12 protein-coding genes are annotated in these 16,094 nt (G+C 74.7%); 7 read left to right on the top strand and 5 right to left on the bottom strand.

All coding sequences use genetic code 11. The annotated features are described in order from the left end of the window. Positions 1 to 15 precede the first annotated feature (15 nt). Positions 16 to 507 (top strand): DUF3180 domain-containing protein, encoded by a 492-nt coding sequence (locus IEY78_RS21275; RefSeq protein ID WP_189100633.1) that lies wholly within the window; start codon positions 16 to 18, stop codon positions 505 to 507. Positions 508 to 778: 271 nt separating this feature from the next. Continuing rightward, positions 779 to 1,945, top strand: coding sequence for a hypothetical protein (locus IEY78_RS21270; protein WP_189100631.1), 1,167 nt, complete (start codon positions 779 to 781; stop codon positions 1,943 to 1,945). Positions 1,946 to 2,133: 188 nt separating this feature from the next. On the opposite strand, the gene IEY78_RS21265 is transcribed toward IEY78_RS21270, so the two are convergent. After that, positions 2,134 to 3,276, bottom strand: coding sequence for an NADH-quinone oxidoreductase subunit D (locus tag IEY78_RS21265; protein WP_189100629.1), 1,143 nt, complete (start codon positions 3,274 to 3,276; stop codon positions 2,134 to 2,136). A 53-nt stretch (positions 3,277 to 3,329) separates the two neighbouring features. Next, on the bottom strand, positions 3,330 to 4,337 hold the full coding sequence (locus tag IEY78_RS21260) for an SAM-dependent methyltransferase (RefSeq protein ID WP_189100627.1): 1,008 nt from the start codon (positions 4,335 to 4,337) through the stop codon (positions 3,330 to 3,332). A 174-nt stretch (positions 4,338 to 4,511) separates the two neighbouring features. Between IEY78_RS21260 and IEY78_RS21255 the strand changes: the two genes are divergently transcribed. Continuing rightward, positions 4,512 to 5,720: a sensor histidine kinase gene (locus tag IEY78_RS21255; protein ID WP_189100625.1), complete on the top strand. Its 1,209-nt coding sequence runs from the start codon at positions 4,512 to 4,514 to the stop codon at positions 5,718 to 5,720. 128 nt (positions 5,721 to 5,848) lie between these two features. Continuing rightward, positions 5,849 to 6,535 carry a response regulator gene (locus IEY78_RS21250; RefSeq protein WP_189100623.1) on the top strand — a complete coding sequence of 229 codons (687 nt, stop codon included), beginning with the start codon at positions 5,849 to 5,851 and terminating at the stop codon, positions 6,533 to 6,535. Positions 6,536 to 6,573: 38 nt separating this feature from the next. Here the strand turns inward: IEY78_RS21250 and IEY78_RS21245 are convergent, their stop codons facing one another. The 3 genes from IEY78_RS21245 to IEY78_RS21235 all read right to left on the bottom strand — a co-directional run bounded on the left by IEY78_RS21245 (position 6,574) and on the right by IEY78_RS21235 (position 11,816). Continuing rightward, on the bottom strand, positions 6,574 to 8,712 hold the full coding sequence (locus IEY78_RS21245; RefSeq protein ID WP_189100621.1) for a SpoIIE family protein phosphatase: 2,139 nt from the start codon (positions 8,710 to 8,712) through the stop codon (positions 6,574 to 6,576). Between the two features lie 276 nt (positions 8,713 to 8,988). Continuing rightward, positions 8,989 to 10,095 carry a DUF5937 family protein gene (locus IEY78_RS21240; RefSeq protein ID WP_189100619.1) on the bottom strand — a complete coding sequence of 369 codons (1,107 nt, stop codon included), beginning with the start codon at positions 10,093 to 10,095 and terminating at the stop codon, positions 8,989 to 8,991. A gap of 503 nt (positions 10,096 to 10,598) precedes the next feature. Further along, positions 10,599 to 11,816, bottom strand: a complete 1,218-nt coding sequence (locus IEY78_RS21235) for a threonine aldolase family protein (RefSeq protein WP_189100617.1) — start codon at positions 11,814 to 11,816, stop codon at positions 10,599 to 10,601. 293 nt (positions 11,817 to 12,109) lie between these two features. Here IEY78_RS21235 and IEY78_RS21230 point away from each other — a divergent pair, with 293 nt between their 5' ends. The 3 genes from IEY78_RS21230 to IEY78_RS21220 are packed head-to-tail and all read left to right on the top strand — an operon-like array spanning position 12,110 to position 16,037. Beyond that, positions 12,110 to 13,087: a Rossmann-like and DUF2520 domain-containing protein gene (locus IEY78_RS21230; protein WP_189100615.1), complete on the top strand. Its 978-nt coding sequence runs from the start codon at positions 12,110 to 12,112 to the stop codon at positions 13,085 to 13,087. Next, on the top strand, positions 13,084 to 14,265 hold the full coding sequence (panC, locus tag IEY78_RS21225; RefSeq protein WP_229700091.1) for a pantoate--beta-alanine ligase: 1,182 nt from the start codon (positions 13,084 to 13,086) through the stop codon (positions 14,263 to 14,265). Before IEY78_RS21230 ends, panC begins: the two co-directional genes overlap by 4 nt. After that, positions 14,262 to 16,037, top strand: a complete 1,776-nt coding sequence (locus tag IEY78_RS21220; protein ID WP_189100613.1) for an L-aspartate oxidase — start codon at positions 14,262 to 14,264, stop codon at positions 16,035 to 16,037. Before panC ends, IEY78_RS21220 begins: the two co-directional genes overlap by 4 nt. Positions 16,038 to 16,094: the final 57 nt, after the last annotated feature.

Below are 16,094 nucleotides of genomic sequence, written 5' to 3'. Positions count from 1 at the left end.
AAGGGCGAGCGCTCGGTGAAGCAGCTACACATCAAGGTGCTGGTCGGGCTGTTTCTGGTGGCCGGGGTGCTGGCCTGGGGCGGCGCCCGGCTGTGGGACGCGTTCGGCACCCTGCCCAGCGTGCCGGTGGCCGCGCCGATCGTGCTGGCGATGATCGCCGCGGTGCTCGCCGGGACGGCCTTCTCCTTCCGCTCGCGGCTGCGGGCGCAGCGCGAGCGCCGGCCGGGCGCGCGGGGCGTCGAGCCGCTGGTGGCCGTCCGGGCGGTGGTCTTCGGACAGGCCAGCGCGCTGGTGGCGGCGCTGGTGGCCGGGCTGTACGGCGGGGTCGGCGTCTTCTGGCTGACCTCGGGCCTCGACCTCGGACCCCGCCGGGACCAGGCGATCTACGCCGGTCTGTCGGTGCTCGCCGGGGCCGCCGTCGTCGCGGCGGCGATCTTCCTGGAGCGGGTGTGCAAGCTGCCCGAGGACGACGGCAAGGGCAACGGCGGGGTGGACGCGGCCGTGTGAGGCCGGCCGGGCCGTGCGGCAGCCCGTCCCCGAGGTCATTTCCGCTCCCGTTCGCCGCGCACGCCTCCCCGTGTCCGGTAATCGCTCTGTCCGGTAAATCGCCGCAGCGTACGCCCACATCGGGCGCGGAGCGCGGGACCGGCCGTGTCGCCGACCGGCGGAGATGCGCGGGCATATGCGGAGTCGGCGGGGTTGGTCGAGAAGTAACCAGCGGGAAACGGATTGGTGTGCGCGGTCCCATAGATCCCGCACGCACGGTAAGTTTCTGGCCATGCCACGAGGACGCCACCGCCAATCACCACCCCTCCACCGGCTGCTTCCTCCCGCGACGGTCGCCGGTGCGTCGATCGCCTGCGCCGCGGGCGCGTGGTTCGCCGGCGACGACCTGGTGCAACGGGTGCTCGCCGCGGGCGCCGCGGCCGCCGCACTCACCGGCGCGGTCCTGCTGCGGACCTGGGACCGCAACGCCGGCCGCCGGGTCGCCGAACTCACCCGCGCCCGGCTGCGCGACGAGTGGCGCACCGAGGAGCGGGTCGCCGAACTCGAAACGGACGTCGAGGAGTCCCGCGAGCTGCGCAGCGCCCTGGACGCCAAACTCCGCGCCAAGCGCGCCGAATTGGCCCGGCTGCGCACCGAACACGCCGATCTGCTGCGCCGTTACGCCACCGCCGAGACCGAGCGGGCCAGCGCCCTGGAGGGCCGCCGGCTGCTCGCCATCGAGGCCGCGACGCCCGCCCGTGCCCTGCCGGCCGCCGCCCGCCTGCCCCGCGCGCTGCATTTCGTCCGGGCGGGGGAGTCCGCGGTCCCGGCCCCGCGCGAGCCCCTCACCGGCGCGGACCGTACGGCCCCGGCGACCTATGCGCAGGCCGACCAGGCGCTCCGCCGCCTCGCCCGCAACGCCGCCCGCCAGCGCACCGCCCAGAAGGCCGCGCGCACCCCGCGGGACGGCGCCCGGGGCGAAGCGGCCGCCCGGCCCGAGCCGTCCGGCCGTGAGGCCCGGGACGGTGAGAACGGCCCGGGGAAGGCACCGGCGGCCGCCGCACCGCGCACGGGCGGGGGCGCGCACGCCCGCCCGGCCGACGCCGCCGGACCCGCGCTCCGTCCGGTCCCGGCCGCCGCCATCGCACCGTCCCGCCCGGCCGCGTCCCGCCGCTCCGCGTCCCGCGCCCAGGGCGGCTTCGACTTCTTCGGCAACGCGACCGGCGACGGCCCCCGCGAGCTGACCGCGCCGCTGGAGGACGACCTGGCGGACGTCGTCGGGGACGAGGCCGTCGCCGAGCACTCGGCCCGTAAGCAGCCGTCCGCCAAGGGCGGCGCGGCGGGGGACGAGCGGGCCGAGGGCGACACCACCAACGGCACCGGCGAGGTCATCGATCTGACCGCCCACGACGAGACCGAGCAGATCGACCTCGGCGGACTGCGCAGCGCCATCTCCTGACCGCGGCCCGCCAACAGCACGGCCCCGGAGCCCATGTGGCTCCGGGGCCGCGCTGTTGCGACGGTCCAGGCCCGGAAGAGGGACGAGGGGCGCGCCAGCCGCCGTCCACAACGTGTGGACGGCCCGGCCCGGGCGGCGATCCCCGCCCCGCGGCGCCCAGCGGCCCCTGCTCGCCCTCTGCTTGACGCCTACTTGTCGATGTCGCCCACGACGAAGAACAGTGAACCGAGGATCGCGACCATGTCGGCGACCAGGGTCCCCGGCAGCAACTCCACCAGCGCCTGGATGTTGTTGAACGACGCCGACCGCAGCTTGAGGCGGTAGGGCGTCTTCTCGCCCTTGGAGACGAGGTAGTAGCCGTTGATGCCCAGGGGGTTCTCGGTCCACGCGTACGTCGCGCCCTCGGGGGCCTTCAGCACCTTGGGCAGCCGCTGGTTGACCGGCCCCGGCGCCAGCTCCGCGATCCGGTCCAGGCAGGCGTCCGCGAGATCCAGCGCGTTGTGGCTCTGCTCCAGCAGGCACTCGAAGCGCGCCAGGCAGTCGCCCTCCTCGCGGGTGACGACCTTCAGTGTGGACTGCAGCTCCCCGTACGCCAGATACGGCTCGTCGCGCCGCAGATCGAAGTCCACCCCGGAGGCGCGGGCGATCGGCCCGGAGACGCCGTACCCGTGCACCGCCTCCGGCGCCAGCACACCGACCCCGCGGGTACGGCCGCGGAAGATCTCGTTGCCCAGGACCAGGTTGTCGAAGACGTCCATGCGGGAGCGCACCTCGGCGACGGCGTGCCGGGCCCGGCCCAGCCAACCCGCCGGCAGGTCCTCCTTGAGGCCGCCGACGCGGTTGAACATGTAGTGCATCCGGCCGCCGGAGATCTCCTCCATGACGGTCTGGAGCTCCTCCCGCTCCCGGAAGGCGTGGAACACGGGCGTGATGCCGCCCAGTTCCAGCGGGTAGGAGCCGAGGAACATCAGATGGTTCAGCACGCGGTTCAGCTCGGCGAGCAGCGTCCGCAGCCAGACGGCGCGCTCGGGCACCTCCATGCCCAGCATCCGCTCGACGGCCAGCACCACGCCGAGCTCGTTGGAGAACGCCGACAGCCAGTCGTGCCGGTTGGCGAGCATGATGATCTGGCGGTAGTCGCGCGCCTCGAAGAGCTTCTCGGCGCCGCGGTGCATATAGCCGATCACCGGCTCGGCGTGCTGGATGCGCTCGCCGTCCAGGACGAGGCGCAGCCGCAGCACGCCGTGCGTCGAGGGATGCTGCGGGCCGATGTTCAGCACCATGTCGGTGCTCTCCGCCGCGCCGCCGATGCCGACCGTCGTCTCCGTCATGGGAACAGTCTCGCAGGGCCCACCGACAGCGGACCGCGGAGCCCTCAGCCGTCTTACTCCGCGAGAAGCCCCGCGCACGCGCCGCCCACCGGCTCCACCAGCCAGCCGAAGCCGCCGAGGCCCCCCGGATCCGTCAGCTCCGCCGCCGCCCCGGCCGTGCCGAGGGCCCGGACGTACCCCGCCGGGTCGGTGGCGGCCAGCGTGAGCGGCGGACGCCGGCCGTCCACGCCCAGGGCGTGCAGCGCCGCGCGCTGGGACAGCCGCTCCGCCCGCGGCCCGGCGCAGGAGTCCAGCGCCACATGCGCCGTGAGGTCGCAGCTGCCGTCCGGCACGGGCGGCACCTCACGGCCCGCACGGAAGCCGGTGAGGGTGCCGAACGGCGGGCGGGCGGCCCGCTCGTGCGCGTAATCGGCCGCGACCGCCAGCCCGGCGCGCAGGGTGCCCGCGGCCCGCGCCCAGGCCTCGTCCCGGGGACGCCCGATCTCGGCGCGCAGCCCGGGGGAGGCGTCCGGGCCAACCGGCCACCAGCGCGCCAGCCACTCCGCGTCCGCGCCGTCCACCGGCCCGCCCAGCCGCTCCGTGCCGTCGGCCCGCACCAGCACCCGGCGCAGCACCCCGTCCGCATCCGTCTCGACGACGTCGACCGGGACGTTGTCGAGCCACTCGTTCGCGAACAGCAGCCCGCTGACCGAGCCCGGCGCGGGCAGCTCGTCGTGCCAGCCGATCCGCGGATCGAGGCCCCCGGGGCGCGCGGCCCGCTCGACCGCGTACGGGCGCAGCCGGGCCGCCACGTCGTCCGGCAGCGCGGCCAGCACCTCCGTCAGCAGCTCACCGCGCCCCGCGCCCACATCGACCAGCGCCAGCTCCCCGGGATGGCCGAGCGCCGCGTCGACCCGGCACAGCAGGGTGGCGACGGCGCCCGCGAAGAGCGGGGAGACATGCACGGAGGTACGGAAGTGCCCGGCCGGACCGGGGCCCCCGGCCCGGGTGTAGAAGCCCTCGCCCGGGCCGTACAGCGCCCGCTCCGTGGCCTCGCGCCACCCGCACCACTCGTTCGTCATCTGCCCCACGCTACGGGCCCGCCCCGGTCCGCCCGCACGGGCAGCCGCGCAGGTGGGGCCCACCGTCGCCGCAGGTGACGAGCCGGATCTCCACCTTGGGGAGTAGACCCGACCGAACAGGATCGCCCCTCCGGTTGACTCGTACACCGACACGGCCTGCCTACGCTGGGTGACGTGCAGCGTCTCTACGACTTCCTCCGCAGACACCCGACGGGAGTGGACTCCTTCTGGGCGGTCGTACTCCTCGGGTTCAGCAGTCTGTCGATCGTGTTCGACGGTGACGGAGTCGTGCACACGGCCGCGATCGTGGTCGTCTCCCTCGGCCTCTGCCTGGTCGTGGCGCTGCGCCGCAAGGCCCCCGTGAAGATGCTGCTGCTCACGGCCGCCATCGGCGTGGGTCAGCTGATCTTCGGTATCCGGGCCGTCCCCAGCGACTTCGGGATGCTCGTGATCGCCTACACCGTGGCGTCCGCACCCGCCGTCCCCCGCTGGGCCTCCCGCTGCGCCCTGTTCGGCGCCCTCGTCAGCCCCACCCTGACCTTCTTGCGCTACGACGCGGGCAAGAATGACCAGTCGCTGTCGTTTCAGATCTTCTCCGTCGCCCTGTTCACCGTGCCGTTCGTCCTGGTCTGGGTGCTCGGCGACTCCATGCGCACCCGCCGCGCCTACTGGGCGCAGCTGGAGGAGCGGGCCACCCGGCTGGAGAAGGAGCGCGAGGCCCAGTCCCGGATCGCGGTGGCGGCCGAGCGCGCCCGGATCGCCCGCGAACTCCACGACGTCGTCGCCCACAACGTCTCGGTGATGGTCGTCCAGGCCGACGGCGCCGCCTACGTCCTCGACACCGCCCCCGAACAGAGCCGGCAGGCCCTGGAGACGATCTCCGGCACCGGCCGCCAGGCGCTGGCCGAGATGCGCCGGCTGCTGGGCATCCTGCGCACCGGCGAACAGGCCGAGAGCGGCGAATACGTGCCGCAGCCCGGCGTCGAGCAGCTCAGCGACCTCGTGGACCAGGTGCGCGGCGCGGGCCTGCCGGTCGACTTCCGCACCGAGGGCGAGTCCCGGGACCTGCCCAGCAGCGTGGAGCTGACCGTCTACCGCATCGTCCAGGAAGCCCTCACCAACACCCGCAAGCACGGCGGCCCGGACGTCCGCGCCACCGTCCGCGTCTCCTACCGGGGCGACGACCTCGAACTCCTCGTCGAGGACGACGGACGCGGTGCGCAGCAGGAGTACTACGAGGAGGGCGGCGCGGACGGCCTCGGCCACGGCCTGATCGGCATGCGGGAACGCGTCGGCATGGTCGGCGGCAGCCTCACCGCCGGGCCACGGCCGGGCGGCGGCTTCCGGATCGGCGCCGTCCTCCCGCTCAAACCCGCCCGATGAACGCCGCCGCGCCCCCGCACCTCCCCGCGGCCCCCGACGACCACCACCGCCCCCACCAGACCCCTCCGCCCCACCACACCGCTCCATACGCTCCGTCCCCCGCACGTGCACGAAGGGAACCCCCTGCCATGACCATCCGAGTGATGCTCGTCGACGACCAGGTGCTGCTGCGCACCGGATTCCGGATGGTGCTGGCCGCGCAGCCGGACATGGAAGTCGTCGCGGAGGCGGGGAACGGCGTGGAGGCGCTGGAGGTGCTGCGCACCACCCAGGTCGACGTGATCCTCATGGACGTGCGGATGCCGCATCTGGACGGGGTGGAGACCACCCGCCGGATCTGCGCCGGCGGACAGCCGGAAGGCGGCCCGAAGGTGCTCATCCTGACCACCTTCGACCTGGACGAATACGCCTTCTCCGCGCTGAAGGCCGGGGCCAGCGGCTTCATGCTCAAGGACGTGCCGCCCGGTGACCTGCTCGCCGCGATCCGCGCCGTGCAGAGCGGCGACGCGGTCGTCGCCCCGTCCACCACCCGCCGGCTCCTCGACCGCTTCACCCCCATGCTGCCCGCCACCTCCGCCGAGCCCTCCCGGCCCGAGCTGGGGCGGCTGACGGACCGCGAGCGGGAGGTGCTGCTGCTGGTCGCCCAGGGCCTGTCGAACGGGGAGATCGCGGCGCGGCTGGTCCTCTCCGAGGCCACGGTCAAGACGCACGTGGGCCGCATCCTGACCAAGCTCAGCCTCCGGGACCGCGTGCAGGCGGTCGTCCTCGCCTACGAGACCGGGCTGGTGCGGGCCGGGGGAGCAGCGGGGGCCTAGGGGAAGCCTTCCGAATGCCGGGAGCCCGCGCGCGGGAGTCATGCGGCGGGGAGCTGCTCCTCCGCCCAGACGATCTTGCCGTCGGTCGTGTAGCGGGTGCCCCAGCGGCGGGCCAGCTGCGCCACGAGGAAGAGGCCGCGGCCGCCCTCGTCGGTGGTCCGTGCGTGGCGCATGCGCGGTGAGCTGCTGCTGGCGTCGGAGACCTCGCAGAAGAGCGCGTCCTGCCGGATCAGGCGCAGCCGGATGCGCCCGTTGCCGTAGCGGACGGCGTTGGTGACCAGCTCGCTGACGATCAGCTCGAAGGTGAAGACCAGGCCGTCCAGCCCCCAGGCGGCGAGGCGGTCGGCGGTCAGCGAGCGGGCCTCGGCGACGACCGACGGGTCGGACGTCAGCTCCCAGGTGGCCACCTGGTCCTCGCCGAGGGCGTGGGTGCGGGCGAGGAGCAGCGCGACATCGTCGTCGGGACCACCGGTGAGCACCTCGTCCAGGATCGTTCCGCAGAGTTCGTCGAGCCGGGCCCCGGGGGAGGCCAGCGCGGTACGCAACCGGTCGATGCCCAGGTCGATGTCGTGGTCGGGGGTTTCCACCAGCCCGTCCGTGTACAGCGCGAGGACGCTGCCGTCGGCGATGTCCACCTCGGCGGACTCGAAGGGCAGGGCGCCCAGGCCGAGCGGAGGCCCGTCGGGCAGGTCGGGGAAGGTCACCGAGCCGTCCGGGGCGACCACCGCGGCAGGGGGGTGCCCGGCGCGGGCCATGGTGCAGGTGCGGCCGGCCGGGTCGTAGACGGCGTACAGGCAGGTGGCGCCGAGTGCGGCGGGGGCCACCGACGGGTCGGCGGACTGCTCCTCGTCGATCAGGCGCATCACCAGGTCGTCGAGGTGGGCCAGCAGCTCGTCCGGGGGCAGGTCCATGTCCGCCAGGGTGCGCACGGTGGTGCGGAGCCGTCCCATGGTGGCCGCGGCGTCGATCCCGTGGCCCACGACATCGCCGACGACCAGCGCCACCCGGGCCCCGGACAGCGGGATCACGTCGCACCAGTCGCCGCCCGCGCCGTCGGAGGCATGGGCGGGCAGGTAGCGCCAGGCGACATCGAGCGTGCTGCCGCCGGTGAGCGAGCGCGGGAGCAGGCTGCGCTGCAGGGCCAGCGCGGTGCTGTGCTGGCGGGTGTAGCGGCGGGCGTTGTCGATGCTCACCGCCGCCCGGGCCACGACCTCCTCCGCGAGCAGCAGATCGTCCTGCTCGAAGGGGTCGCGCAGCTGCCAGCGGATGAAGCGGACGAGGCCCAGCACATCACCGAGGGCGCGGATCGGGACGAGGATCAGGGAGCAGAGCCCGAACTCCCGGATCTTCGCGGCCCGCGCCGGGTCGGTGGCCAACCAGCTGTCGATGGAGGCACCCGGCGTGGCCTCCAGGCGGGAGCGCCCGTCCCGTATGCACTGCGTTTCGGGCGAGTCGGGATGGAACATGATGGGCTGCCCGGTCGCCGCGACCGACTCGGGAAACCCCTCGTGCACCGACTGCTGGCCCGCACGGCGCAGCTGCGGCGGATGGAGGCGGGCCCCGGGACGGGGTGGGTCGCCGCGTATCACCGACTCCAGCAGGTCGACGGCGACGAAGTCGGCCAGCCGCGGCACGCTGATATCGGCCAGGGTCTGCGCGGTGTCCATGACATCCAAGGTGCTGCCGGTCTGCGCGCCGACCTCGTTCAGCAGCGCGAGCCGGTCCCGGGCCCGCCAGCGATCGGTGACGTCGAGGACGATGAAGGACACGCCCAGCACCTGGTTCGCGGCGTCGTGGAGCCGGAAGACGGACAGCGAGTAGGCGTGCGGCCGGTGCGGTTGTTCCTTCGTGCCGCCCCTCAGCAGGTGGTCGACCAGGGGCCGGCCGGTATCGAGCACCTCCCGGGTACGCGACTCGATGCCCGCGGCATCCAGCCGGGGGTCCAGGAGCGGCAGCACGTCCCGCAGGCGCTTGCCCAGCCGCTGGTCACGGGGGACGCCGCCGAGGCGCTCCAGGGCCTCGTTGACCCAGACGAAGCACAGATCCCGGTCCAGCACGCCCATACCCGCCGGCGAGAGAGCGAGGATCCGCTCCAGCATCGGCGGGTTCGCATGCCACCACTCCTCGGACGACCCCGGGCCGGGGCCGGCCGTACCTGCGCTGTCGGAGGTATCCATGTGCTCCGCGCCGTCGTCTGTGAGAGGCGATACCTGACGGGTCCGGCGCACCGGGCTGCCCGACGCGTCAGAGGTTCCTGTTTCAAGGGTCTCACCGGGCTCGGGAGGCGTCGCACGGTGCGGGGGTGGGGGCGGGCGTCGCGGGCCGGGGGCTCCGGCCCCTGGGGCTCCCCGGGCGGCGCACCGCGGCGGGTGCGGGACGGCGGACGGTGTCCGGTCGGTCGCCGGGCGTCCCGAAGGCCGCTGCCGCTGCCGCGCGCGGGCGTTAATGATCTTTCAGCGCAGTACGCCCTCCAGGAAGTCGCTGCCCAGCCGGGCCACCGTCTGGAGGTCCAGCTGGTGCAGCACATAGCGCCCACGGCGCCGCGTCAGGATCAGCCCGGCCTTCTTCAGCGTGGCGATGTGCCGCGACACCTCCGGCGCGGTGACCCCGTACGCGCGCGCCAGCTCCCCCGTCGTGTGCGGCCCCCGCGACAGCGAACGGCACAGCTGCATCCGCATCGGATGCGCCAGGGCCTCCAGCCGCTGGTGCACCAGCTCCAGCGCGGCCGGCGCCGGCAACTCCGTCCCGGCGACCGGGTACTGGAGCACCGGGCGCCACCCCGGGGCATGGCTGAACAGCAGATGCGGCCAGCCGAACGACGTCGGCAGGAAGGTGACGCCCGGATCCGCCGGGTTCGCGAACGCAGTCGTACGCCCCTGGGCCAGCTTGTCGACCAGGATGCGGGTGGTGCCGCCGCCCTCGCCGACGTCCAGGGTCAGCGCGCGCGAGGTCGCCGACAGCGTCTCGGACAGGCCCTTGTGGCGCAGCAGTTCGGTCTTGTGCCGGGCGTCGGCCGCCAGCTGGATCCCCACCCGGCGCCAGATGTCCCCGAAGAACGCCTCCTCGCAGTCCTCGAACAGCCGGCGCAGCCACCGCCGCAGGCCGTCGGGGTCGGTGAGCATCCGGTCGGTGAAGGCCGCCTGCCGCGGGCCGCGCGCGGCGGCCATCTCCCGTACCCGCGCCCGCTCGTCCGGGTCGACCAGGGGCGAGGGCGTGCAGCGGGTGTAGGACGCCGAGCAGGTGATCTCGAACACCGCGGCCACGAACCGTTCGTCGTCGATGGCGTCCAGCTCGTCCAGTTCCTCGGCCAGCGTCGCCCCGGGGCGGGCCGGCAGCAGGATGTCGGAGCGGGCGGAGCGCCACAGGAAGTCCGCCTCGCACAGCCGGTCGGCGAGGTCGGTGTGCAGCGCCGAGTTGGTGGCGGTGACCCAGCCGTGCAGCCCGGGATGGTGCCCCGGCTCGGACAACGCGTGCAGCGCGGCGCCCAGTTCCGCCAGCGGGGACGGGGAGAAGACGACGCGCTCCGGCGGCAGCCCGGTGATGTCGATGACGTTGGCCATGCGCACATCATGCGCGAGCCGCCACCTGCACGGACGTCGATTGACGGCTCTGGTCAATCGGCGCGCGGCGGCCCGGCCGACCACCGCACAGTGAGCGTCATGAACGCCTCCCAGCAGCACCTCCTCGACACCTACCGCGCCGCCCGACGGGGCGAGGCCGCCCCGCCCGCCCCCGGCACACACTCCCTCCGCACCGCCCACGAGATCCGCGGGTGGTACCGCTTCCGCGCCGTCGTCACCGACCCGGCCGACCCGGCCGACCGGGGTGCGGGTGGGGGCGGGGGCAGGGGCGGAGGCTGGTTTGCGGGGCGGCTGGCGGGGCGCTTTGCCGGGCGGTTCGCAGGCCGGTGGCCGGGCCGGTTGGCGGGGCGGCTCTCGGGCCGGGGGAGGCGGCACGTACGGGGGGTGGGGGCTTGAGTGCACCTGTCGCCTGGCACTTCCCCCGGGGGGGCCTCCCCCCCCCTCCCCTCCCACCCCGCCTCCCGCCCCCCAATGCCCTCGGCCTAACCCCGCCCCTCCCGCACCCCCTCCTCCCGCACCCGCTCCACATACGCCACGAACTCCCCGACCGCCGCGCGGACTTCTGACGCGGTCCATTCCAGGGCGGACGCGGAGATCGTCAGCTCTGTGATCGCCACCCCGGGAGGGCCGCCGAGGGTGGGCTCGGACCACCAGCGGAACAGCGTGGTCCCGGTTTCCTCCGCCTGGCGCACGGCGGCCTCGTTCAGCAGCTCGGGCGGGTACGGGAGCCACACCTGGAACTGGTGGGTGTGCGGTATCTCCGGATGCACCCGGAACCACGGCACGCCGGCACCGGCCAGGCCCTCGTCCAGCGCGCGGGCCACGGTCTTCGCGTGCGCCACGTACTCCGGCAGCCGGGGCAGCTCACGGTCCAGGCCGGTCAGGGCGGTCAGGGCGGCCGGCCACTGCTGGAACAGCTGGCCGCCGTACCGGTGCCGCCAGGTCCGCGCCTCGTCGATGAAGTCCTCGGTGCCCGCGAGGGCGGCGCCCGATATGCCGTTCAGCGTCTTGTAGAAGGAGACGTACACGCTGTCCGCGAGGGCCGCGATCTCCGGGAGCGAGCGGCCGAAGTGCGGGCCGCACTCCCACAGCCGGGCGCCGTCGAAGTGCACCACCGCGTCGCGGTCCCGCGCCGCCGCCACGGCCGCGGTCAAGTCGTCCCACGACGGCAGGACGAATCCGGCGTCGCGCAGCGGCAGTTCGAGTATGAGCGTGCCGAACGGCTCGGCAAGGTCGGATATCTCCGCGGCGGTCGGCGGCCGTGCGGCGCTCGTCGGATGCACCATGCGCAGCCCGCTGACCGCCGCGTAGGCATCGCGCTCGTGCACCTCCATGTGCGACATCGGGTGCCCGGCGACCGTGGCGTTGCCGGTGCGCCCCGCCCAGCAGCGCAGCGCGACCTGCTGGGCCATCGTGCCGGTCGGGAAGAAGGCGGCCGCCTCGGTGCCCAGGGCCTGGGCGGTGCGGCGCTCCAGCTCGCCGATGACGCTGTCGTCGTTGCCGTAGATGTCGGTCCAGCCGTCCAGGTCGAAGGCGGCCGGGGCGTCGGCGGCCAGGTCGTCCAGCCGGTCGCGGATCGTCCTGGCTCCTCCCGAGCTGCCGGCCAGCACGCGCTTCGAGGCCCGGATCGCCGCGAACATCCGCTCCCGCCCGACGGGACCCCGGGCCGCGGCCGCAGCGCCTCCCGAGCCGTCCGCCATGGCGTCCCCTGAACCCCCGCTCGCGCTCCCCGCGCGGTCCTTGCTCGGGTTTCCCATACGCCTCACACGCCCCCTGCCTGCTCTTTCTCCGCGCTGTCGCTTCGAGCGATCCGCGCGCCGTCGGACTGATCATTGCCCAGCCCGGCGCGGGGCCGCGACCCCTGTGGATAACTCGGGCGGGAGACCCCGGTCTCACCTTGTGCACAACGCTGAAGACCGCCGGAAACACTCGCGTAGCATGGCGATGAATCGTCCGGTGCCCCCCGCGGACTGGAACGGAAGGCCATCGCCGCGTGAATGCACAGCCACCCACCGAGGCTCAGGACCGACCCGCCCGGCTGACCGTCGGAGTCGTCGGCGCCGGCCGTGTCGGGCCCGCCCTCGCCGCCGCGTTGCAGCTCGCGGGGCATCGCCCGGTCGCCGTGTCGGGAGTCTCCGACGCCTCCGTACGACGCGCCGCCGAGCTGCTGCCCGACGTGCCGCTGGTCACCCCCGCCGAGGTGTTCGCCCGCGCCGACCTCGTCCTGCTGACCGTCCCCGACGACGCCCTGGCCGACCTGGTCAGCGGCCTCGCCGAGACCGGCGCGGTGCGCCCCGGCCAGCTGCTGGTACACACTTCCGGGCGGTACGGCACCGCGGTGCTGGACCCGGCCACCCGCGCCGGGGCCCTGCCGCTGGCGCTGCATCCGGCGATGACGTTCACCGGCACCTCCGTGGACGTCCAGCGGCTGGCCGGCTGCTCGTTCGGGGTGACCTCGCCCGACGAGCTGCGGATGGCGGCGGAGGCGCTGGTCATCGAGATGGGCGGGGAGCCCGAGTGGATCGCGGAATCGGCCCGTCCGCTCTATCACGCGGCGCTCGCCATCGGTGCGAACCATTTGGTCACGCTGGTCGCCCAGGCCATGGAGCTGCTGCACGACGCGGGCGTGCAGGCCCCCGACCGGATGCTGGGCCCGCTGCTCGGCGCCGCCCTGGACAACGCGCTGCGCTCCGGTGACGCCGCGCTGACCGGCCCGGTCGCCCGCGGCGACGCCGGGACCGTCGCCGTCCATATCGCCGAGCTGCGCCGGCACGCCCCGCAGAGCGTCGCCGGATATCTGGCCATGGCCCGTACGACCGCGGACCGTGCGCTGTCCCACGGTCTGCTCAAGCCCGAACTGGCCGAGGACCTCCTCGATGTCCTCGCCGGCTCCGACGACGGCCCCGGCGCCGCCCCCGGCTCCCGGGGCGCGGGCCCCGACTCCTCCGGCCCCGAGGGGGACGAGCGATGACGCACCAGGAACCGCAGCCGCCCGAGGACCCGGCCCTCCCGGCCGAGCCGGACCGCCCGGGCCCCGGCCACCTCCTCCACACCGCCGCGGAACTCCGCGCCCTGCCCCGCAGTTCCGGTGGGGCGCGCGCGGTCGTGATGACCATGGGCGCGCTGCACGAGGGCCACGCCACCCTGGTCCGCGCCGCCCGCCGCCGCGTCGGCCCCCGGGGGCAGGTCGTCGTCACGGTCTTCGTCAATCCGCTGCAGTTCGGCGCGGGTGAGGATCTGGACCGCTATCCGCGCACGCTGGAGGCGGATGTCGAACTGGCCGCCGCGGCCGGTGCGGACGCGGTCTTCGCGCCGTCCGCCGACGAGGTCTACCCGGGCGGGGAGCCGCAGATCCGGATCGCCGCCGGTCCCATGGGCGGCCTCCTGGAGGGCGCCAGCCGCCCCGGGCACTTCGACGGTGTCCTGACCGTCGTCGCCAAGCTGCTCCATCTGACCGCGCCGGACTGCGCGTTCTACGGGCAGAAGGACGCCCAGCAGCTCGCGGTCATCACGAGGATGGCCGCCGACCTCAACTTCCCCGTCGAGATCGTCGGCGTCCCCACGGCCCGCGACGAGGACGGGCTCGCCCTGTCCAGCCGCAACCGCTACCTCTCCGCCCCGGAGCGGCGCACCGCGCTCGCGCTGTCGGGGGCGCTGTTCGCGGCCCGCGACCGGCTCGCCGCCGAGGAGGCACTGCGCGCCCGCGCCGCCTGCGCCGGCCACCCCGCCCAGGACCGCGCGGCGGCGCTGGCCGCCCTCGGTGAGGACCGGGCCGCCGCCGACGCGCACGCCGTCGCCTACGCCGCCGCGGTGCCCCCGCACGGGCCGTCGGTGGCGCGCGCCGCGGCCCACGCGGTGCTGGCGGACGCGGCCCTGCTCGACCCGCCGCTGGTGCTCGACTACCTGGCGCTGGTCGATCCGTCCGACTTCACCGAGGTCCCGGACGCCTACGAGGGCGAGGCCATCCTGGCCGTCGCCGCCAAGGTCGGCACCACCCGTCTCCTCGACAACATCCGTCTCCTCTTCGGGGCCCAGGGCACGACGCCCGCCGCCCCGGGCGGAGCCGCCTCGCACACCGCCGGCTCCGGCGCACCCGCCGCAGACCCGGCCACCCCCCACCCCCACGGCCCCCTCGGAGCGACCCGATGACCGCCAAAGGAACAGGTACCGCATCCGGCAGCCTGCCGGGCACCGGCATACGTCTGACCGCCCCCGCCCCCGGCTGGTCCCTGGAGGCGGACGTCGTCGTCGTGGGCTCCGGGGTGGCCGGTCTGACCGCCGCCCTGCGCTGCGCCGCGGCCGGCCGCCGGACCGTCGTCGTCACCAAGGCCCGCCTGGACGACGGCTCCACCCGCTGGGCGCAGGGCGGTATCGCGGCGGCGCTCGGCGAGGGCGACACCCCCGAGCAGCATCTGGCCGACACCCTCGTGGCCGGCGCCGGGCTGTGCGACGAGGAGGCCGTGCGGGCCCTGGTCACCGAGGGCCCCGAGGCGGTCCACCGGCTCATCCGGACCGGCGCGCGCTTCGACACCGCACCGGACGGCGAGGAGATCGCGCTCACCCGCGAGGGCGGCCACCACCGCCGCCGTATCGCGCACGCCGGCGGCGACGCCACCGGGGCGGAGATCTCCCGCGCGCTCGTCGAGGCGGTCCGCGCCGCCGGGCTGCGCACCGTCGAGAACGCCCTGGTCCTCGACCTGCTCACGGACGCCGAGGGCCGCGCCTCGGGCGTCACCCTGCATGTGATGGGGGAGGGCCAGCACGACGGCGTCGGTGCCGTGCACGCCCCGGCGGTGGTGCTCGCCACCGGCGGCATGGGGCAGGTCTTCTCCGCGACCACCAACCCGCCGGTCTCCACCGGCGACGGGGTGGCGCTGGCGCTGCGGGCCGGCGCGGAGGTCTCCGACCTGGAGTTCGTCCAGTTCCACCCCACCGTGCTGTATCTGGGCCCCGAAGCGGAGGGCCAGCAGCCGCTGATCTCCGAGGCCGTACGGGGCGAGGGCGCCCATCTCGTCGACGCCGACGGGACCCGCTTCATGGTGGGGCAGCACGAACTCGCCGAACTCGCCCCGCGCGACATCGTGGCCAAGGCGATCATGCGCCGGGCGCACGAGCAGGGCGTCGAGCACATGTATCTGGACGGCCGGCACTTCGGCGCGCAGATGTGGGAGACCCGCTTCCCGACCATCCTCGCCGCCTGCCGCAGCCACGGCATCGACCCGGTCAGCGAGCCGATACCGGTCGCCCCGGCCGCCCACTACGCCTCCGGCGGCGTGCGCACCGATCTGCGCGGGCGCACCACCGTCCCCGGCCTCTACGCCTGCGGCGAGGTCGCCTGCACCGGCGTGCACGGCGCGAACCGTCTCGCCTCCAACTCCCTCCTGGAGGGCCTGGTCTTCGCGGAGCGGATCGCCGCGGACCTCGCCGACGCCCCCGCGACGCGCCCCGCACCGGCGCCCGCCGCGCACCCCGCGCCGGCGCCCGCGCCCCGTACCACCCTCCCCCTGCTCGCCCCCGAGACCCGCGGCGCCGTGCAGCGGATCATGACCGCCGGTGCCGGGGTGCTGCGCAGTGCCGAGAGCCTGGTGCAGGCCTCCGCCGCCCTGGACCGCCTCCACCGCGAGGCCGCGGGGACGAGCGCCCCCACCGCCGCGCACAAGGCCCCCGAGCCCGGCGTGGAAGCATGGGAGGCGACCAACCTCCTGTGCGTCGCCCGGGTCCTGGTCGCCGCGGCACAGCGCCGTACGGAGACCCGCGGCTGCCATTGGCGCGAGGACCACCCGGAGCGGGACGATGCCTCCTGGCAGCGGCACTTCCGGATCACCCTGGACGCGGACCGCGCGCTCGACCTCCGTACGACGCGGACCGCGGGATTCCCGCCGACCGCGGGCGACGGCCCCCGGGCCACCGCCACCCCGTGACCACGCTCGACCGCAACGACAGACCACCGGGGCACCCCACCCCCCTCCCGGAATACG

It is taken from the genome of Streptomyces kronopolitis (assembly GCF_014646275.1).
Lineage (GTDB): Bacteria > Actinomycetota > Actinomycetes > Streptomycetales > Streptomycetaceae > Streptomyces > Streptomyces kronopolitis.
The sequence above is the reverse complement of the archived record's forward strand: the minus strand, read 5'-3'. Positions and strand labels throughout refer to the sequence as shown.

Coding starts and splice junctions, on each gene's coding strand:
- IEY78_RS21265 (WP_189100629.1), bottom strand. CDS start 3,276: ATGACGGAGACGACGGTCGGCATCGGCGGCGCGGCGGAGAGCACCGAC.
- panC (WP_229700091.1), top strand. CDS start 13,084: ATGACGCACCAGGAACCGCAGCCGCCCGAGGACCCGGCCCTCCCGGCC.
- IEY78_RS21220 (WP_189100613.1), top strand. CDS start 14,262: ATGACCGCCAAAGGAACAGGTACCGCATCCGGCAGCCTGCCGGGCACC.
- IEY78_RS21260 (WP_189100627.1), bottom strand. CDS start 4,337: ATGACGAACGAGTGGTGCGGGTGGCGCGAGGCCACGGAGCGGGCGCTG.
- IEY78_RS21240 (WP_189100619.1), bottom strand. CDS start 10,095: ATGGCCAACGTCATCGACATCACCGGGCTGCCGCCGGAGCGCGTCGTC.
- IEY78_RS21250 (WP_189100623.1), top strand. CDS start 5,849: ATGACCATCCGAGTGATGCTCGTCGACGACCAGGTGCTGCTGCGCACC.
- IEY78_RS21270 (WP_189100631.1), top strand. CDS start 779: ATGCCACGAGGACGCCACCGCCAATCACCACCCCTCCACCGGCTGCTT.
- IEY78_RS21245 (WP_189100621.1), bottom strand. CDS start 8,712: ATGGATACCTCCGACAGCGCAGGTACGGCCGGCCCCGGCCCGGGGTCG.
- IEY78_RS21235 (WP_189100617.1), bottom strand. CDS start 11,816: ATGGCGGACGGCTCGGGAGGCGCTGCGGCCGCGGCCCGGGGTCCCGTC.